Annotated in this window: 14 protein-coding genes and 2 pseudogenes; 9 read left to right on the top strand and 7 right to left on the bottom strand. The window is 59.9% G+C overall.

Annotated features, from left to right (window positions below; genetic code table 11):
• Positions 1-440: 440 nt before the first annotated feature.
• Complete coding sequence (gene trpB / locus ACF8O7_RS21545) at positions 441-1,652, top strand: tryptophan synthase subunit beta (protein ID WP_047327801.1); 1,212 nt, start codon at positions 441-443, stop codon at positions 1,650-1,652.
• A gap of 142 nt (positions 1,653-1,794) precedes the next feature.
• On the top strand, positions 1,795-2,340 hold the full coding sequence (locus tag ACF8O7_RS21540; protein WP_016454747.1) for a PepSY domain-containing protein: 546 nt from the start codon (positions 1,795-1,797) through the stop codon (positions 2,338-2,340).
• A 118-nt stretch (positions 2,341-2,458) separates the two neighbouring features.
• Here the strand turns inward: ACF8O7_RS21540 and ACF8O7_RS21535 are convergent, their stop codons facing one another.
• The gene (locus ACF8O7_RS21535; protein WP_126312258.1) at positions 2,459-2,836 is read right to left on the bottom strand and encodes a hypothetical protein; all 378 of its coding nucleotides are present in this window, start codon (positions 2,834-2,836) and stop codon (positions 2,459-2,461) included.
• A 157-nt stretch (positions 2,837-2,993) separates the two neighbouring features.
• Between ACF8O7_RS21535 and ACF8O7_RS21530 the strand changes: the two genes are divergently transcribed.
• Complete coding sequence (locus ACF8O7_RS21530; protein ID WP_126312257.1) at positions 2,994-3,239, top strand: helix-turn-helix domain-containing protein; 246 nt, start codon at positions 2,994-2,996, stop codon at positions 3,237-3,239.
• Between the two features lie 77 nt (positions 3,240-3,316).
• On the opposite strand, the gene ACF8O7_RS21525 is transcribed toward ACF8O7_RS21530, so the two are convergent.
• Positions 3,317-4,575 (bottom strand): IS3 family transposase gene (locus ACF8O7_RS21525; protein ID WP_227472574.1). Its coding sequence is split into 2 segments (ribosomal slippage): positions 3,317-4,245 and positions 4,245-4,575, totalling 1,260 coding nucleotides; the frame shifts between segments, so codons are not numbered across the junction.
• A 192-nt stretch (positions 4,576-4,767) separates the two neighbouring features.
• Here ACF8O7_RS21525 and ACF8O7_RS21520 point away from each other — a divergent pair.
• The 3 genes and pseudogenes from ACF8O7_RS21520 to ACF8O7_RS21510 all read left to right on the top strand — a co-directional run bounded on the left by ACF8O7_RS21520 (position 4,768) and on the right by ACF8O7_RS21510 (position 8,679).
• Positions 4,768-6,783, top strand: coding sequence for a hypothetical protein (locus tag ACF8O7_RS21520; RefSeq protein WP_126312255.1), 2,016 nt, complete (start codon positions 4,768-4,770; stop codon positions 6,781-6,783).
• A 147-nt stretch (positions 6,784-6,930) separates the two neighbouring features.
• A pseudogene (locus ACF8O7_RS21515) lies at positions 6,931-7,053 on the top strand (AAA family ATPase); the annotation flags it as partial.
• A gap of 111 nt (positions 7,054-7,164) precedes the next feature.
• Positions 7,165-8,679 carry an ATP-dependent endonuclease gene (locus tag ACF8O7_RS21510; protein WP_227472582.1) on the top strand — a complete coding sequence of 505 codons (1,515 nt, stop codon included), beginning with the start codon at positions 7,165-7,167 and terminating at the stop codon, positions 8,677-8,679.
• Positions 8,680-8,710: 31 nt separating this feature from the next.
• Here ACF8O7_RS21510 and ACF8O7_RS21505 read toward each other — a convergent pair whose 3' ends face one another.
• The 4 genes and pseudogenes from ACF8O7_RS21505 to ACF8O7_RS21490 all read right to left on the bottom strand — a co-directional run bounded on the left by ACF8O7_RS21505 (position 8,711) and on the right by ACF8O7_RS21490 (position 11,379).
• Positions 8,711-9,664, bottom strand: coding sequence for an integrase core domain-containing protein (locus tag ACF8O7_RS21505; protein ID WP_126312253.1), 954 nt, complete (start codon positions 9,662-9,664; stop codon positions 8,711-8,713).
• 201 nt (positions 9,665-9,865) lie between these two features.
• Positions 9,866-10,124: pseudogene (locus tag ACF8O7_RS21500) on the bottom strand (transposase); the annotation flags it as partial.
• Positions 10,125-10,207: 83 nt separating this feature from the next.
• Entirely contained in the window at positions 10,208-10,549 is a 342-nt protein-coding gene (locus ACF8O7_RS21495) for a hypothetical protein (RefSeq protein ID WP_126312252.1), read from the bottom strand.
• A 2-nt stretch (positions 10,550-10,551) separates the two neighbouring features.
• Positions 10,552-11,379 carry a hypothetical protein gene (locus tag ACF8O7_RS21490; RefSeq protein WP_126312251.1) on the bottom strand — a complete coding sequence of 276 codons (828 nt, stop codon included), beginning with the start codon at positions 11,377-11,379 and terminating at the stop codon, positions 10,552-10,554.
• Positions 11,380-12,027: 648 nt separating this feature from the next.
• Here ACF8O7_RS21490 and ACF8O7_RS21485 point away from each other — a divergent pair.
• From ACF8O7_RS21485 to ACF8O7_RS21475, 3 genes are all read left to right on the top strand, one after another.
• Entirely contained in the window at positions 12,028-13,917 is a 1,890-nt protein-coding gene (locus ACF8O7_RS21485) for a DUF1800 family protein (RefSeq protein ID WP_126312250.1), read from the top strand.
• 55 nt (positions 13,918-13,972) lie between these two features.
• Positions 13,973-15,421: a DUF1501 domain-containing protein gene (locus tag ACF8O7_RS21480; protein WP_126312249.1), complete on the top strand. Its 1,449-nt coding sequence runs from the start codon at positions 13,973-13,975 to the stop codon at positions 15,419-15,421.
• A gap of 136 nt (positions 15,422-15,557) precedes the next feature.
• Complete coding sequence (locus ACF8O7_RS21475; RefSeq protein WP_280048341.1) at positions 15,558-16,028, top strand: sel1 repeat family protein; 471 nt, start codon at positions 15,558-15,560, stop codon at positions 16,026-16,028.
• A 149-nt stretch (positions 16,029-16,177) separates the two neighbouring features.
• Here the strand turns inward: ACF8O7_RS21475 and ACF8O7_RS21470 are convergent, their stop codons facing one another.
• The gene (locus ACF8O7_RS21470; protein WP_126312312.1) at positions 16,178-17,941 is read right to left on the bottom strand and encodes a DEAD/DEAH box helicase; all 1,764 of its coding nucleotides are present in this window, start codon (positions 17,939-17,941) and stop codon (positions 16,178-16,180) included.
• Positions 17,942-18,250 lie beyond the last annotated feature (309 nt).

The following is an 18,250-nucleotide window of genomic DNA, read 5'->3' as shown; positions in this document are numbered from 1 at the left end:
CCTGCGTCGGGCCGCCTGCGGGGTTGCATGCCCGCGCCTGCGTCGGGCCGCCTGCGGGGTTGCAGTCCTGCCGCAGGACAGGACTGCTTCGTCAACTGACTCGCCGCAGTTGTCTGAACGGAGCGCGCAGCGCGCAGTGAGTTCTGCGGCGAACCCCGCAGGCGGCCCGACGCAGGTTGCCCCGCAGCGCAGCGAAGGGGTCGCGGGCATTCGGGTCGCCTTCTTTGATCTGACCTTTCTTGGCGAATCAAGAAAGGGCAGTCGGCTGCCGGGCCGAAACCCGGCCTCGAAAAACAACCACCCGGCAGGGCCAAGAACCAGAAACCCCGGTCAATCCAACCGGGGTTTTCTCTCTCGGCCACCCCCAACAGCCCTGCGTAAGCTGCCACGGCTACCCTGAATCGCCAGAGCGTCATCCATCACAACGAACACAAGCAACCATGACCACTACACCCCCCACCTTCTCCCCCATGCCCACAGCAGAAGGCTACTTCGGCCCCTACGGCGGCCAGTTGGTCCCGCCCCACCTCAAGCAGGCCATGGACGACATCAACACCGCCTACGCCGAAATCACCAAACGCCAAGACTTCCAGCAGGAACTGGCCCAGCTCTTCGCCGACTACGTGGGCCGCCCCAGCCCCATCTTCCACGCGCGGCGCCTGTCGGAGCAGCTCGGCGGCGCACAGATCCACCTCAAGCGCGAAGACCTCAACCACACCGGCGCCCACAAGATCAACCACTGCCTGGGCGAGGCCCTGCTGGCCAAGTTCATGGGCAAGAAGAAGGTCATCGCAGAAACCGGCGCCGGCCAGCACGGCGTGGCCCTGGCCACGGCCTGCGCGCTGGTGGGCATTCCCTGCGAGATCCACATGGGCCAGGTGGACATCGAGAAGGAACACCCCAACGTCACCAAGATGCGCATCCTGGGCTGCAAGCTCGTGCCGGTCACGCGCGGCGCGGCCACGCTCAAGGAAGCCGTGGACAGCGCCTTCGAGGAATACCTCACCAACCCCACCGACTACATCTACGCCATCGGCTCCGTGGTCGGCCCCCACCCGTTCCCGATGATGGTGCGCGACTTCCAGAGCATCATCGGCCGCGAGGCGCGCGAGCAATTCCAGGCCAAACACGGCAAGCTGCCCGACCACGTGGCCGCCTGCGTGGGCGGCGGCTCCAACGCCATGGGCATCTTCACGGCCTTCCTGGGCGATGCCTCGGTCAAGCTCGTCGGCGTGGAGCCCTCGGGCGAAGGCACGGACAAGCCCGGCCGCCATGCGGCCACGCTCAGCATGGGCAAGCCCGGTGAAATCCACGGCATGAAATGCTACGTGCTGGAAAACGCAGACGGCACGCCGGCTGCCGTTCACAGCATTGCCTCGGGCCTGGACTATCCGGGCGTGGGCCCGCAGCACAGCTACCTCAAGGACCTGGGCCGCGTGCAGTACGAATCCGTCACCGACAAGGAATGCCTGGACGCCTTCATGCAGCTGTCGCGCGTGGAAGGCATCATCCCCGCGCTGGAAAGCGCCCACGCCGTGGCCTGGGCCATGCGCGTGGCGCCCGGCCTGCCCAAGGACCAGCACATCCTCATCAACCTCTCGGGCCGGGGCGACAAGGACGCCGACTACGTGGCCAAGGTGCTGGGCCTCTGAACGCAGGGCTTGCGCGGGATCAAACCGCAGCACGCGGGAGGGGGCAAAGGGCGCCCTCTCCGACAACCGCTCTCCGGGACGGTGGAGACAATGGCCCCGACCGTTGTCTTGTCCAACCCCATTCCCGGAAGGAGCCACACCCATGAAGCCTGCCCCGTTCGCACGCACTGCCGCCCTCTCCATCGCCCTGGCCCTGACCTGCGCCACCGCCGCCCTGCCCGCCGCAGCCAAATCGGTGGCCGAATGGCAGACCATCACCAGCCAGGCCAAGATCCCGCTGGAGCAGGCCATCACCCGCGCCACCCAGGCCGTGCCCGGCAAGGCCATCGAAGCCCAGCTGGACGACGGCGACGGCACGGGCCCGCGCTACGAAATCGAAGTCATCACCCCGGCCGGCGACAGCGTGGAAGTCTGGGTCAACGCCATCACCGGCCAGGCCGCCCAGCACAAGAACGACGGCGCCGCCAAGCGCAAGGACCGCCAGCGCCTGGAAAAGGCCAAGTCCACCATTGAGCAGGCCATCCAGGCCGCCACCCGCCACACCCCGGGCACGCCCGTCAGCGCGGAACTGGACTCCCACTGGGGCCAGACCAGCTACCAGGTCGAAGTGCTGCAGGCCAACGGCACGCTCATGGAAGTCAAGATCGACGCCGTGGGCGGCGAAGTCATCCGGGCCAAGAAGGACTGACCCACGGCCCCAACCGGCAGCGCGCTTCAACATGAGGCGCGCTTTTTTTCGCCCATTTTTCGCCTTTTTGGTCTTTCTCCCCGCCATGTCCGCAGGCCATCCGCGCCTGCAGCGCCCTTCAGGCCAACGCTACCGACACCCCCTCATCCGCAAACCGCTTCGCCGCCCTGAGCAGATAGCTCACGGCATAAAGAATGGGGTCATCGGCCTCATCGCCATTGAGATGCTCCACCACCTCAATGGCATAGCCCAGGTTCACCGCCGTGTCGTGCAGCAGGCCCACCAGTTCCTTGTCCTGCGGCTCCAGCGACTGCGCCTGATCGGCCTTCACGTAGTAGATGCGCAGCAGATCGCGGCACACGCAATTGATGGCCGTGACCTTGTGGCGAGCGTGCAGGTCCAGCACATCCAACGCAGCGCCCATGTGCAGGACGGCGTCTATGGCGAGGTCTTCGAGTTTGGGTGGGGGTGTGGTGGCTAAGGCTTGCTGCTCCATCTGCGCTCCTGTCGAGAGTTGCTCAGCGCCCAAGATCACTGGGCAAATGCGACGCCCACCTGTTGGGAGTGTCGTCGTCGCTTTACAAAACTCCAACTATAGGTGGAAGACTGTCTGCACGCAAACCGGGAAGCTTTGCTCACTTTAGTGAGCAAATATGACAGAACTTGATAAAGCCTTTGGAAGCCTGTTGCGTGAGCTACGAAATGAGCGTGCACTGTCCCAGGAGACCCTTGCCGCCGAGGCCGGGCTGGCGCGCAACTACATCAGCCAGTTGGAGCTTGGTAGCAAATGTCCGAGCCTTCGGTCTGTTTTCAAGCTGTGCAAGGTGTTGGGGGTTGCCCCGGGGGATGTGGTGGGTGAGGTAGATAGGCGAGTAGAAAGAAGTGAAATCGGTATCTAGTGAAGGATTGTTGCCGGCCACGAACGGACTACGAGGCGATGAAGAAATGATGTTGCCCCCGTATTCCCGACCCCACCCTATTCGCAATAAAGCACTTGGTCAGCCCCTGCAGCCTGTTGCCGCCTGAACTCCCGAGGCGAACGCATTTTCAGCGAAGAATGCGGATGTACCTCGTTGAAGTGCTCGAAGGCTGCTGGCAATTGCGCCAGCACCCTCTGCGCGTCACGCAGGTCCATGCGCGCCACATAGTCGCGCTTGAAGGTGTTGACGAAGCTCTCGGCCATGCCGTTGCTCTGCGGGCTGCAGACGGGTGTGTTGATGGGCTTCAGGCCCAGCGCGCGTGCCAGTGCACTCGTTTCGGCGGCGATGTAGGCACCGCCGTTGTCACTGAGGAACTCCAACTCCTGGCCCTGCGGGACCGCTTCGACCGAGCCGAATCGGCGTTCGACGGCCTCGATGAGCATCTCGCGAACCGGCTCGCCTGGCAGTCCCTTGCCCTCCCATGCACGCCAAGCCAGCACCTCACGGTCGCAGCAGTCCTTGGCGAAGGCGGCTGTCACGGTCTGCCCTGAATCGCACTTGATTTCCAGACCATCGGAGCACCATCGAAGGTCGCTGCGCGAGACCGCAACACGGCCCTCATGCGTGCGTGCGGACTGGCGGCGGCGAGGCGCCTTGGGCAGCAGCAAAGCGGCTTGTGCCATGACGCGATAGACGCGTTTGGCGTTGACCCTCGGGGCGCCCCGTGCCGCACGCTGGCGGTTCACCAAGGCACAGGCACGTCGGTAGCCATAGCTGGGCAAGTCGGCAATTTCCTGGCGCAGTTCGGCGAGCAGCCCGGCATCGTCGCTGGGTGTGCGATGGCTGCGGCCATCGGTCCAGTCTTCACCGCGCCCAAGCAGCTCGCGCACATGCGAGCGCGCCAGCCCCATCGTCCTGCAGACCGTCTTCACTGGTCGTCCCCGGGCAACAAGGGCGAGCGCGCAATCCACTTTTTTTCTGCGGCGTACTCCACGGCTTCCTTGAGGATTTCGTTCTCCAAGGTTTTCTTGCCGAGCACGCGCTGCAGCTTGGCGATTTCCGCGCGGGCAGCCGCCAGTTCGGATGCGGGCACGACTGCCTCGCCAGCGGAGACGGCGGTCAAAGCCCCCTGGCGTTCGAGCTTGCGCCACTGGAACAGCAGTCCAGCCGAAACGCCTTCCTGCCGAGCGACCAATGACACGCTCATGCCTGGTTCGTAGGTTCGGCGCACCAGCGCCGCCTTCTCTGCGAGAGACCAGCGCCTGCGGCGCTGGTCCTTCACGACTACCTCGATTGACTCCGTATGCCTAGTCATATGCACAGTCCTGTTCCTATCTTCAAAGATAAGCGATAGGACGGGGCCGGGGAATCAGGGGGCTATTTCACTTGGAGGTAGATTCTGCCGATAAGGCGAGATATGCTGATCATCTAGCTAAGATTTACCAACTATTGTGGCAACATGCCGGCAGCAATCGATTACAAGTCTCGATAACGGGGGAGGCCAGCCATGCAGGTGGACATCGTCGGACGGATTCGCAACCTCCAGTTGCCCGTCACCCAGCCGCTCATCCCGCTGTTTGAGTGCTTGGTGAACTCAATTGAAGCCATCGAAGACGCTGGCATATCAGATGGCCGCATTGACGTCTACTTAGAGCGTGATGCACGGCAAGTGGCTTTGGCCGGCAACGAAGAGACGACACTGTCCGCTATTCGGGACGTCACCGTAGTCGATAACGGTGCCGGCTTCAACGACGGCAACGTCCGCGCCTTCTTCCTGTCCGACTCAACCCGAAAGGTTACTCGCGGCAATAAGGGCATCGGACGCTTCACTTGGCTGAAGGTGTTCCGCGAAGCTGCCATTGATAGCACCTATCCGCAAGACGACGGCAACTGGATGCGTCGGACTTTCCGGTTCGTCGTTACGACGGAGGGGGTTGAAGGCGAGGAAGTCAACGATGCCGAGAGCGAGGAACGCAAGACATCGGTGAAGCTGGCCGGCTTGCGGGCCGATTACGAGAAGCACTTTCCCAAGTCGTTGGAAACCATTGCTCACAAGGTGATTGACCACCTGCTTATTCACTTTGTAGGCGGCCAATGTCCTCAAATCACCCTTCACGACGCCGATGGCCAGTCATGCAGCTTGAATCATATCTTTGCCGAGGAAGCGAAGGAGCGGGCTCGAGAGGTGAGTTTCAAGCTTAAAGGACACGACTTCAAGGTGACCGTGCTGCGCTACCAATCGAGCGCGGTCAAAAATCACACCATCTCCTACTGCGCAAACCAGCGTGAGGTACTGGAGTGGAAGGCCAGCAAGGCAATCCCAGACCTGCAGGGTCGTCTGGTCGATGATCAGGGCGAGCAATTTGTCTTCCGAACTTACGTAGCCGGTGCATACCTTGATGCCAAGGTGAGTTCGGAACGAACAGCTTTCATGTTTATGCAAGAGTCGGATCTCAATTTTCCTGAGGAGATGACCCGCGAGGAACTCGATGGCGAAGTCGTCCAGGCGCTCAAGCAGGTTGCCGAGCCATACATGAACCAGTTGCGTGAGGAGAAGCGCCAAGTCATCGAGGACTTCATTCAGCAAGACGCGCCGCAGTACCGCTTCCAGCTCCAGGAGCGCTATCGTGAAAGGCTAGAACGCATCCCCGCCAACATCTCGCGGGATCAACTCGACGTTGAGCTCTACAAAGCCCAGAAGGACATAGAGCTTGAGCACCGGCAGCGGGCGGCTGAAATAAATAAGGTGCCGATCGACGCCGCGGCCGGATCGCCTGAATACACAGCCCTCTACAAGCAGTATCTAGACGAGGAGAACGAACTTGGCAAGGCAGCCCTTGCCAAGTACGTTGTGCATCGTCGCACCATACTTGAGATGCTGGATACCGCGTTGAAGGTGCAGGATTCCGGCGCCTACGCACGCGAGGACCTCGTGCACAGCCTCATCTATCCGATGCAGGCGGATTCAGAGGACGTCGAGTTTTCGCGACAGAACCTGTGGGTCGTTGACGAGCGACTCGCCTATCACTCCTACTTGGCGTCCGATCTACCGATGAGGAGTCTGAAGGCTGTAAATGCAACAGGCGGCGATGAGCCAGACTTGGCCGTCTTCAATACGGCACGGGCCTTCTCTGAGACCAAGAGCCCGTACCAGTCGGTGGTCATCGTCGAGTTCAAGAGGCCCGAGCGCAACGAATACCCGGTGAAGGATGAGAATCCAGTGGAGCAGGTTCTTCGCTACGTCCGCAAAATCAAAGAAGGTACGGCCAAAGACAAGGACGGCAAGACCATCAATGTCGGATCTATTCCGTTCTATGCCTACATTCTCTGCAGCCTGACGCCGCGAATCAAGGCTATAGCCGACAACCACGACTTCGTGAAGACACCTGACAACGAAGGTTACTTCAGATATCACCAGTCGGCGGGCTGCTACATAGAAATCGTGTCCTACGACAAGATCCTGAGCGACGCAAAGAAGCGCAACCGCGCATTCTTCGAACGACTACAGATACCGATGAGTTGACGTAATTTTTCGCCGCAGAGACAACCGCAATAAATCAATCGGCGACAGATTCTGTTCGCCGAGAGCGGCCAACCTTCATTTTCGGCAGTTCATTTTATTCAAAAATTTTCAGCATGACGCATTACGTCATATTACAGCAAATATCTCATGCTAGTTCAGCTACGACTTCAAAACTTCCGCTGTTTCAACGACCATATAGTTCCATTTCGTCCTTGCACCATAATTGTTGGTCGGAACAATGCAGGAAAATCCACATTGGTAGACGCGCTGCGATTGGTATCGATAGTCACCGCTAGGTATAGGACTCTAGCGTTTCGAAGCGCCCCTGATTGGGCAGACATCCCAGCCAGGGAGGTTGGTCTAAGTCCATCGATCGACGGAATGGAGTTCAATGTCCAAAATTTGTTCCACAGATATGGGGAACCCCCTGCTGTCGTAACCGCAACCTTTTCCAATGGTAGTTCGACAAAAATCTACATTGGACCGGCAGGCAAACTTCATGTGGTGCTTATCGATGCAGACGGGCGCATCATTCGCAATCGAGCTTCCGCACCTGAAGGTTTTCTGCCACGTGTCGAGATCATGCCTCAGGTTGCCCCGGTGCAGCGGAGTGAAATCATTCTTGATCCCGACTATGTAAGGCGTAATCTGTCGTCGGTTCTCTCTCCTGCGCACTTCCGAAACCAGTTAAACCTGCTGAGCGATCGCTTTCCCCGCCTTCAAGCTCTGGCAGAGCAAACGTGGAGAGGATTGCGAATTGAAGAACTCACCGGAGCAGGAGCGGCAAGAGGCAGAGAGCTCCAACTCCTTGTTAGAAATGAAGATTACGTCTCTGAGCTATCAACGATGGGACACGGGTTGCAGATGTGGCTCCAGACCATGTGGTTCCTAGCACGAGTAGAAGAATCCTCGACTGTCACTCTAGATGAACCTGATGTCTATATGCATCCTGATCTTCAAAGGCGGCTTATACGACATCTCAGAACATCACATCCACAGGTAATTGTGACGACTCACTCGGTGGAAATAATGTCAGAAACTGAGGCAGATGACCTACTCGTCATAGATAGATCGCAAGAGACATCCCGCTTCGCGACATCGATGCCTGCTGCGCAACGTGTGTTGGAGCAGCTTGGAAGCGCTCAGAATCTTCAACTTGCCAAACTCTGGCACGCTCGTCGATGTTTGCTTATCGAGGGCAAGGACTTCCGTTATCTGTCGGATTTCTATGACGCGCTCTTTCCACTAGATAGTGAAGGCTTGGCGGCCATACCAAGTCTGGCGATTGGCGGTTGGGGCGGATGGCAATACGCCGTTGGATCTGCGATGTTGCTGCAGAATGCAGGCGGCGAACATATTTCACTCTACTGTATACTGGACTCTGATTATCACACAGAATCGCAGAAAGCCAGCCGACGCACGCAAGCAGCACGCAACCAGATCAATCTTCACATCTGGGAAAAAAAGGAGATAGAAAACTATCTTTTGGTGCCAAGCGTTATTCAGCGATTAATCGCTAATAGGGGCGCACGCCGTATAGTCCCCCCCACCGAAGCAGAGATTGCGCAGAAAATTGATCTCCTTGCTCAGGAGAGATATGATGAAATATTCGATGGACTAGCCGCAGAAATTTTATCGGACGAGCGCGGGCTTGGTGGTGCTGGCGCAAATCGTGCAGCACGTGTTGTCATCGATACAAAATGGACGAGCGCGGAGGGACGACTGACCTTAGCATCCGGGAAGGCACTCTTGTCTGCTCTTTTTCGCTGGGTTCAAGACGAATTTGGAGTGTCGTTAACTTCTGCGGCGGTTATCCGTGAGATGCGTCCAGCGGAAGTGCATTCCGAAGTGAAGCGTTTCTTAGAATCTGTAATTGGTGGTCGCCCTATCCCTTGAGAAACGAAACAACGTTTTCGAAATTAGAAACTTAGATGTTCAATCCCACTGTGAGATGGTACGGATGAAGTCTAAAGCGGCTTGGATCTTTTTCCCATGCCTCGCAAATCGCCCGGAATGGTGTCTTCCACCTGAGCGCCTTCAAGTGTTTGCCGAAGTTGTAGCTTTGAACGGAGGCCTGGACATGCTCCCGTAGCTGCTCCAGCCCCTCGTACTCGTAGGCCTTGATCGTGGATTCCTTGGTGGTCCGGTTCATGCGCTCGACCATGCCGTTCGTCCAGGGGTGATATGGCTTGGTGTGCCTTTTATCGACGCCATTGAACTTGCAAATGCGTTCAAAGATGTGACCGATGCATGTGTCGGTGACGCCGCCTCTGAAGCGCTCTTGCTCTGTAAAGGCCATGCCGTTGTCCGTCAGGACGGTATGTATGCGGTACGGAAAGGCTACAAGCACCTGCCGAAGGAACTGCGCTGCGTTGGCTTTCGTGGCCCTGTCAAAGAACGCGACATGCGTGAATTTTGTGACGTGATCTAGGGCGACAAACATGTGCTGTCTGCCATTGGAGATCTTCATTTCGGCGCTGTCGATGTGCACGAAGCCCAGCGTCGTTTCTTCAAACTTTCCGTGCCTTCGTGGCAGGTGTGTTGCGGGTTGTCGGCTGATTCCGTGACGCTGCAGGCATCGATGCAAGGCGCTACGGCTGAGCTTGGGTGCTGTCTCCAGGAGTTGTCCCATGAGATCGTCCAGCGACAGATGCCCTTGCTTGCGCAACGCAATCGCCAAGTGCTCTTGCTCTTGCTGGCTTGCTCTGCCCCGAGGACCCATGGGCTCATTGAGCACCGAGGTGCGCGCACGCCACTTGGCCACGGTCTTGGGGTTGATGCCGTAGAGCTGGGCCAAGGACCGATGGGAACCGGTCGCTAGCTGGAGCTCTGCGCGGGTACGTGGCGTTGTGCGGGCGCTGCCATGCAGGCGGATTGCCATAGTGCTTTCTCCTGCTCCTGGCTGAAGAATGCACCATGACTTCCTGGGACCGCACATCTAAAGATTGGAGAATATCCAGTGCACTTCTCTTGGCAGATTACTATAGAAAGACCTTAAACGCTGTGGAAACGATGGTGTCACCTAGCTCCAATCGATCTGGTCATGTTCACGTATGAGAGTCAGCATGGCTTGGCACGACTACTCCCAGACGCCTGCGGTATTCCAGTCGCGCAAGCGCCGCCAACAAGTCTTGCCGCTGCCGTGCTCAAGGGATTGGGAAAAGTCTTCCCAGGGAATTCCTGTTTGCGGCACAAACAAGATGCCATTGCGGGGGACCTCATCGCTAACTGCGAGCTTGCGCGCTGCCTTTGACAGAAGGAACCAAGGCAGGGATCAGGGGTTGTAACTGTCGCCACAGTTCTTTGCCTACGGGACGTCGTGCCATGAGGGCAACGAGCACAACTGCTTTGCGGTGGGCTCTGACCAAGTGGTGTGAGTCACTTTACGCGGTAGCCAAGTATTCCTGATGCCTAGGATTTCACTCTAATTCTTGGGTGTGATTGGCGCCACAATTGGCACCAAAACACGCCACACTTTTTTGTTGTGCAATGTCGATTTACAGACGACTTGAACGCTTTTTCTGGCTAGTCCACCGTCCGATGGAGCCCAATCTGATTCAAGAGAAGTAGCGCATTGCTCAACTATTATCTTTGGATTGACACGCGCAGTAGTGAATTCCGTTTTTTGGCGTTTGTTTTCTTCTTTCAAAAATTCATCTGCGGATCTCTTTATTTCTTGCAAATCTTGAATTGGCGGCAAAGCATCTTCACCGGCAGACGTGATACCGGAAATCATCAATCCGACGAGTATGAATATAATTTTCATCATCATTTTTGCACCGTCAATTTACCCACATAGCGCCCGTCTGGCGTACGATGGCTAATCAAAGCCTTGTAGATCGCGTTCCACTTATTCAAATCCATGACCGTAACACATCCTTCTGATATATTTCCAAGGTGGATGAATCTGCTGTTATCCCCAAATTCGATCGGAAACCATACCTGATCTGAGCGCAGACTGGGTTCGACCTGTGTTCTATAGAATTCGGTCATATTCTTGTCGTGTGGATTTGGCGGCACAAGAATCTTATAGATCCCAGGGGGAATCGGTGTGAAGCCGCCCTCAATCGTAACTGCGCCAAGATCCGTGTTCAGTGTCACTAAAGCGCTGATGCCATCAACAATCAAGGTGCCAGTTTGCTGTTTGTATTTCTCACCTCTCGCTCTGGAATACACTTCATCAATGGCCCCATATTTAACTATGACCTGAGCACCAGCTTGCTTTGGCGCATTTGATCCGAGATATTCTTTCGCGTTATTTTCACCAAGGCTGGCTATTTTATTCTTCTGACCTCCATCCAGAATTTTGAAATAGACGCGGTTATGAGAAATATCTGTGATTTGCAGTCTTGTATATTCCAGCAATGGAACCCAGACGCCAGATGACTTCAATGCAACTGATAACCAACCAGATGCCGGCACCTTATTGACGTAGACAATTTTTCCAATAGTAAAACCCATACTTCCTCCCTCATGATTCGTTTTCGCAAAAAATTCTGAGATTGCCCTGCTTGCCACAGCATTGACTTTTTTCTGTAGTCTAGTTTGACGCAGTGGCCGCGCCAAATACGGATTCAATTTTTCACAGTTCGGCATGAATGATCAGCACTTCGCTGATGCAGTGCTCTATGGATTGATCTTGACTAGCACCCAAAGTATCCTCGACTCCGCTCCGAGTCACTTCATATCGAACCCCGTCATTCGACATGAATGACGCTAGTGGCCTACCCGTCTTGAGTAGCCGCATTTGGCTATCCAGATGGGCGCTGTCGCCCATTGCTCGAAATGCTGTCTTCCATCTGCGTGCCCCAAACGCTTGCTGGAGCTAAGGCTTTGAACGACTGCGTGGACTTGCTCCCGCATTTGCATCAAATCCTCGTACTCATACGCCTTGGTTGGAATCTTGGATAGTCGGCGCTGCGACTGAACCTGAGGGGCCTCGGCTGGACCAGTTGGGACAAGGACGAAACGGGAATAGTACACAGTTGGCATGGTTGCACCCGCACAACGCTGCGCATCCCTCAGAACACCGGCAGGCGAGCGGCCCACATCGGGCTTTGCCCAGGCTCCACAGCGTCAACCCTGCATACAGCCCCCTGACGCCCCTGCGCCGTATAACGTCTTGACACGCTTTTGGGCTGCAAGGTGGCTGCGCACCTCCGAAATCCTTGGAACACTCTGCGCCACGCGCCGAAAAGCGAGGCAGTTCGTTGCCACGCCCCGGCCTCTGCCTGAAAGCCCACAATGCACCCCACACCACAGGTTGCAGCCTCCACGCTGCAGCCGCCCGACCGCGCGCCCGCGGATTCCTTGCCTGCCTGCGCAGAGCCCGGCCACCTCGGCCACGAACCGAAGAGCTCCCTGATTCCTCCCGCCCTGGCCTCCTCCCTTGCGGCCGCGCTGCTGGTGGCCTGCGGGGGCGGTGGGGGCGATTCAGCCCCCGGCACCGGCACTGGCGGCACGGGCGCCGGCCCTGGTGGCGGAACCGGTACGGGCACCACGGCCCCCCCCGCCAGCGATGAAGAAGCCGCGCGTTTCCTGCTGCAGGCGCAGTTCTCGGCCACCGACGAGGAGATCGCAGCGCTGCGCGCCAAGGGCTACGGCCCCTGGCTGGCCGAGCAGTTCGCGCTGCCCGTGGACACCACGGGCACGGCCTGGCTGATGCAGCGCGGCTACGGCGTGGCAGAGGCCGGCACGCGCTACGACAACGTCTCGTATCCCTCCGACTTCATGCTCTGGAGCCAGCTTTTCACGGAGCGCGACGCCGTGCGCAAGCGTGTGGCATTGGCGCTGTCGGAGATCATGGTGGTCTCCACCACGGGGCTGGAGCAGCCCTGGAGCATCTTCCTGGCTTCCGGCTACTGGGATCTGCTGAACCAGCATGCCTTCGGCAACTTCCGCACGCTGCTGGAGGCCGTTACGCTCAGCCCGGCCATGGGCATCTACCTGAGCACGCGCGGCAACCAGAAGGAAGACGCCCGCAGCGGCCGCCAGCCCGACGAGAACTACGCCCGCGAGGTGATGCAGCTGTTCACCATCGGCCTCTACCGCCTCAACCCCGACGGCACCGAGCAGCGCGACGGCAACGGCAACCGCATCGACACCTATTCGGCAGCCGATGTGAGCAACCTGGCGCGCGTCTTCACCGGCTACGACTACGACACCAGCAAGAACCAGCCCACCAACCTGAGCGGCAGCACGGTGACGGGGCTGCAGCAGGCGCTGCTGCCCATGGCCTTCAACGCCGCGCGCCATTCCACGCTGGCCGCCACTTTCCTGGGCACCACCGTGGCTGCGGGCACGTCGGGGCCAGCGGCGCTGAAGGCGGCGCTGGACACGCTGTTCAACCACCCCAACGTGGGGCCCTTCATCGGGCGCCAGCTGATCCAGCGCCTGGTCACCAGCAACCCCAGCCCCGCCTATGTGGGGCGCGTGGCCGCCGCCTTCGCCGACAACGGCAGCGGCACGCGGGGCGACCTGCGCGCCGTGATCGCCACCGTGCTGCTGGACCCGGAGGCGCGCGGCGCGGCAGGGCTTGCCAGCCCCCAGTACGGCCGCCTGCGCGAGCCCATGGTGCGCTTCGTGCAATGGGGCCGCACCTTCGGGCTGCGGTCGGCACGCGGCACCTGGAAGATCGACAACCTGAGCGACCCGGCCACCCGCCTGGGCCAGAGCCCGCTGCGCTCGGGCTCGGTGTTCAACTTCTTCCGCCCGGGCTACGTGCCGCCCTCCACGCCCCTGGCCACGACGGGCCAGGTGGCGCCGGAGTTCCAGATCGTCACCGAGACCAGCGTGAGCGGCTACCTGAACTTCATGCAGAACGTGATCCGCTTCGGCTACTACGTGAACGCGCCAGACCTGCCCCAGGGCGGCAGCAGCGCAGCCAACGGCTTCGATATCACCTGCAGCTACGCCAACCTGCTGCCCCTGGTGGCCGACGCCGCCGCGCTGGTGCGCAAGGTGGCGCTGCTGCTGTCGGCAGGGCAGGTATCGGCCGCCACGCAGGCGCGCATCGTGGCAGCGCTCAATGCCACGCCGGTGACGGCCACCAGCAACACCGCCACCCAGCTCAACCGCGTGGCAGCCGCCGTGCTGCTGGTGATGGCCAGCCCCGAATATCTGGTGCAGAAGTGACCGAACAAGCGACCGAACAAGTGACCGAACGTCTGCAAAGCAAAGCGACATCTCCATGAATTTCATCGACCCCGCCCGCCACACGCGCCGCGCATTCCTGCGCCGCAGCACGCAACTGGCCGCCGCCGGTACCGCCCTGCCCTTCGCCCTGAATCTTGCCGCGCTGGGCGAGGCCGCCGCCTTCGAGGCAAGCGACTACAAGGCGCTGGTCTGCGTCTTCCTCTATGGCGGCTGCGACTACGCCAACACCGTCGTGCCCTACGACAGCACCCGCTACGGGCAGTACTCCGCCATCCGCGGCGGCAACAGCGATGGCACGGCCGGTGGCATTGCCCTGGCCCGCGCCGCGCTGGGCAATACGCTGCTGCAGCCCCGCACGGCGCTGGCCGGTGGCATGCAGTACGCGCTGCACCCATCCATGACGGGCCTGGCCGGCCTCTTCAACGCGGGCCGCGCTGCGGTGCAACTGAACGTCGGCCCGCTGCTGGTGCCGCTCACGCGGGCCCAATATGCCACCGGCGACCGGCGCAGCTACCCGCTGCCGCCCAAGCTTTTCTCGCACAACGACCAGCAGTCGGTGTGGCAGTCGCAGGGCGCAGAAGGCTCCACCCTGGGCTGGGGCGGCAACCTGGGCGACCTGGCGCTGTCGTCCAACGCCACGTCGCTCTTCACCTGTATCTCGGCCACGGGCAACGCCGTGTTTCTCTCGGGCGACCAGGCGCTGCAGTACCAGATCAGCCCGGGCGGCGCCGTGCCCATCAACGCCGTCAAGGGCACCAGCGTCTATGGATCGACCGCCGTGCGCGGCCTGTTGAGCGAGCTGGTGCAGACGGCCGGCAGCCACGCGATGGAGGCCGAGTACGCCCGCGTCACGCAGCGCTCCATCAGTGCCGAGGGGCAGATCTCTTCAGCCCTCTCCAGCGCCAGCCTGTCCACCGCCTTCCCTGCCAACAACCCGCTGGCCGACCAGCTCAAGGTGGTGGCCCGGCTCATCGCCGGACGCAACGCGCTGGGCACGCGCCGGCAGGTGTTCTTCGTCTCGCTGGGCGGGTTCGACCTGCACGACAACCTGATCGCCAACCAGCCGCAGCTGCTCGACAAGGTGAGCAGCGCCATGACGGCCTTCTACAACGCCACGGCCGAACTCGGCGTGGCCGACAAGGTCACGGCCTTCACCGCGTCGGACTTCGGCCGCACGCTGACGTCCAACGGCGACGGCTCGGACCATGGCTGGGGCGGCCACCACTTCGTGGTGGGCGGCGCGGTGCGTGGCGCGTCCTTCTATGGCGCGCCGCCGCCCATCAGCGTGGGAAACGGCAGCGGCAGCGAGGACCAGTGGCATGTCGGCCAGGGGCGCCTGTTGCCCAGCACTGCCGTGGACCAGTACGCCGCCACCCTGGCGCGCTGGTTCGGCGTGGCGAATACCGAGCTGGCGGGGGTGCTGCCGCACATCGGCAACTTCGGCGGCTCGGCGTATCCCATCGATCTGGGGTTCATGGGCTGAAGCCGTGCGCGCCGGGCCTGCACGGCCGATTCGAGTCAGCCTCTGGGTGGCCCTGAGGGCGCCTTTGACAATTCCGAATTTTCAGGGATCGGGATTGCGAAGACGATGGGGCCACTCAATTCAAGTGGAGACAAAAATGCGATTCGAATTCCGCCCAATTGCCACACCAATTGCCACCCCAATTGCCACCCCAATTGCCACGCTGGCCCGGCATGCACGGCATGGCTTGTTCATCGCAGCGGCCCTGTCCGGCGCGCTGGCGCAGGCGGCACCGCTGCCGTTGGACATGGCCACCACTTCCGAGCAGCGGTTTCAACTGGCCCTGGAGGCCCAGACTGCGGGTGACTACGCTTCCATGCTCGCGTTGCTGCGCCAGGCGGCCCGGGATGGCGAGCCACAAGCCCAGGAAACACTGGCATGGATTCTTCTGGCAGGTCCAACCCTGTATGGCACCGCGGTGAAAGCGGATCGCTGCGAAGCAGTGCACTGGCTGCGGCAAGCCGTGGCAAAAGGGAATCAAACGGCCAAAAGCCAGCTGGATTTCCTGAACCGCCTGCGCAATGCGCCGAGTGGCAAGATGGCGTGCACATCCGAGTGGGAAGGGTGATAGGCACAACATCCTTTTCGGATCGCAGCGCCATCCTCAAGAATGCGCTGCGGGTGCAACGCCACTGGTACCACGCCTGGAGCCCTGACCACCGCACCACGGACTTGTGCCCCTCCTCGCCCTGCCCTCAACCCGTATTCACCTCGCCCTCACCCAGCATTCACCAGCGCCTTCGCAAACGCCCCTTCACCCGCCACAGTCAATACCAGTTTTTGTGTCGCCCGCGTCGCAGCCACATAGAACAGTTTGGCCTCGTCCGCCGCATCTTCGCCTTCGCGCGGCATCTGCCCCACTCCTGCAACGGCCACGACCGGGAACTCCAATCCCTTGCTGGCGTGCATTGTCATCACTTTGATGGTGTCGGCCAGTGGATCGAAGTCACCTGACCGATGACGCACGCGATGCGGCAGTTTTTGGCGGCCAAGTGCCATGGCGCACTGGTTCATGGAGTCGTGATCGCGGCACAGGATGGCCATGTCACCCCAGGCGTGGCCTTCCTGATGCGCCGCAGCCAGCAGCTCGGCGATCTTGGCGGGCTCGTCCCGCAAGCTCGGCAGGCGCACGATCAGCGGCTCCTGCCCTTCGCGGCCGCAGCTGATGGGTTGCACCAGCGGCACACCGTCCTCATCCTGGGCATTGGGTTGCAGGAACTCGGCGGCGACGCGGTTGGCGATTTGCAGAATCTGCCTGGTGTTGCGGTAGTTGATCTTGAGAATGGTCGTGCGCCCAGAGGCCTGGATTCCCACGCTCTTGAAGCTGAAGCCACGCGCCTTGCTCTTGCCATAGATGTTCTGGGCGCTGTCGTACAGGATCAACAGGCTGTTGGTCTCAGGGTCGACCATCTGGGTGACGAGCTTGAGCCATTCAGGCTGAAAGTCGTGCCCCTCGTCGACCATCACGGCCTGGTACTGCCCGGACGGAATCTGTTGCCGGTCCACGCCGCGAATCACAAAATCCACCATCTGATCAAACATGCCAGGGCCCTGAGCAGGTAGCGTCTGACCATAGGCCACCAACTGCTGGCGACACCACTTGTGGAAGTTGCGGGCGTGCACCCGATCGGCCAGGCCCTTGGCCGCAAACCAGGCATTGAGCTTCACGGCCAAGGGCTCGTTGTAGCAGAGCACGAGGATGGGCTTGGTCGAAGCAGTCTTGGCCAGGTGTTCCGCACGATAGCCAAGAATCATGGTCTTGCCTGAGCCGGCAACTCCGTGGATCACGCGATGCCCATCGCCCAGGCTGCGCGCGAGTTGCTCCTGCTGCAAGTCCATGACGCGCATGATGTCCGGCAGCTCGTCCGCGTCTTCCGGCAGAAGGCTGCCTTGCACCGGAACACGCACCTGCGGGAACATGATCCACCGCGTGCGCTCGAGCTGCGGCACCGACATGGCTTTGCCGAAAGCGTGGGGGAACATGTTCCACAGGCGCTGCTGAAAAGCCTCCGCATCAACGGATTCCAGCATCTCGTCCTTGCAGATGACCAGATGCGCATCAATCGTCTGGTCCAGTGCAGATTCTTCAAACTGCTTGCGCGTGATGTTGGTGAACACCACGCCGCTGCCCCAGGGAAATGCCAGCTTTCCCTGATGAGGGCCTTCGCCGTGAATGAGTTGCTGATCCCGCTCCAGTGCATTGACCACTTGAATGGCGCAGTGTCGCGCCTGGGCTGCCGGATTGATGACGACTTTGGGCCTTCCATCCACGATGAGCGTCCAGGCCTGTTTGGTCGCCTCTTGAACCGTCTCGAGCCGCCAATCCTTGGTCTCAAGAATCATAACGCCCCTGCGTGGATGAATGACGACAAAGTCAGGATGCGTCTGCTTGGGGCCGATGGGCACGTCATACCAAAGCATGTAATCGTCTTCGAGCTTTTGCTCCAACCGCTCGGCCAGCCGTCGCTCGCCAGGCGTCATGCGCCCAACGCACGCCCCCATCGCAGGAATCAGTACCGCCACTTTCTTCTCCTCTACAGAGCGGCTGAGGATACCGCACGCACTATCTCTTCAGGAATTCGATGACTGGCCAATCCCAAGCCATCGAAAATCCGGAATTGAATTCTGAACGGCTCTCTGTTGAATTTCCTCGACTCACGCGGAAACCAGCATGGAATTTGAAGGCGCTTCTGAAATGGCCAAGCAGATGGGCATTTGATTGTGGAAGTGATCGGCTCGGACGTATGCCTGCCATCTACGCACTCGACGACTACCGCTTTGGGCAATGCC

The organism is Delftia sp. WSY_16 (assembly GCF_043104415.1).
Taxonomy (GTDB): domain Bacteria; phylum Pseudomonadota; class Gammaproteobacteria; order Burkholderiales; family Burkholderiaceae_C; genus Comamonas; species Comamonas tsuruhatensis.
This window is presented reverse-complemented; position numbering and strand designations above follow the sequence as displayed.

What these genes read in the sequence shown, in the direction of transcription:
- ACF8O7_RS21490 (WP_126312251.1), bottom strand. Translation starts at nt 11,379, where the DNA reads ATGCCGAACTGTGAAAAATTGAATCCGTATTTGGCGCGGCCACTGCGT.
- ACF8O7_RS21495 (WP_126312252.1), bottom strand. Translation starts at nt 10,549, where the DNA reads ATGAAAATTATATTCATACTCGTCGGATTGATGATTTCCGGTATCACG.
- ACF8O7_RS21480 (WP_126312249.1), top strand. Translation starts at nt 13,973, where the DNA reads ATGAATTTCATCGACCCCGCCCGCCACACGCGCCGCGCATTCCTGCGC.
- ACF8O7_RS21510 (WP_227472582.1), top strand. Translation starts at nt 7,165, where the DNA reads ATGGAGTTCAATGTCCAAAATTTGTTCCACAGATATGGGGAACCCCCT.
- trpB (WP_047327801.1), top strand. Translation starts at nt 441, where the DNA reads ATGACCACTACACCCCCCACCTTCTCCCCCATGCCCACAGCAGAAGGC.
- ACF8O7_RS21470 (WP_126312312.1), bottom strand. Translation starts at nt 17,941, where the DNA reads ATGACGCCTGGCGAGCGACGGCTGGCCGAGCGGTTGGAGCAAAAGCTC.
- ACF8O7_RS21520 (WP_126312255.1), top strand. Translation starts at nt 4,768, where the DNA reads ATGCAGGTGGACATCGTCGGACGGATTCGCAACCTCCAGTTGCCCGTC.
- ACF8O7_RS21475 (WP_280048341.1), top strand. Translation starts at nt 15,558, where the DNA reads ATGCGATTCGAATTCCGCCCAATTGCCACACCAATTGCCACCCCAATT.
- ACF8O7_RS21505 (WP_126312253.1), bottom strand. Translation starts at nt 9,664, where the DNA reads ATGGCAATCCGCCTGCATGGCAGCGCCCGCACAACGCCACGTACCCGC.
- ACF8O7_RS21485 (WP_126312250.1), top strand. Translation starts at nt 12,028, where the DNA reads ATGCACCCCACACCACAGGTTGCAGCCTCCACGCTGCAGCCGCCCGAC.
- ACF8O7_RS21530 (WP_126312257.1), top strand. Translation starts at nt 2,994, where the DNA reads ATGACAGAACTTGATAAAGCCTTTGGAAGCCTGTTGCGTGAGCTACGA.
- ACF8O7_RS21535 (WP_126312258.1), bottom strand. Translation starts at nt 2,836, where the DNA reads ATGGAGCAGCAAGCCTTAGCCACCACACCCCCACCCAAACTCGAAGAC.
- ACF8O7_RS21540 (WP_016454747.1), top strand. Translation starts at nt 1,795, where the DNA reads ATGAAGCCTGCCCCGTTCGCACGCACTGCCGCCCTCTCCATCGCCCTG.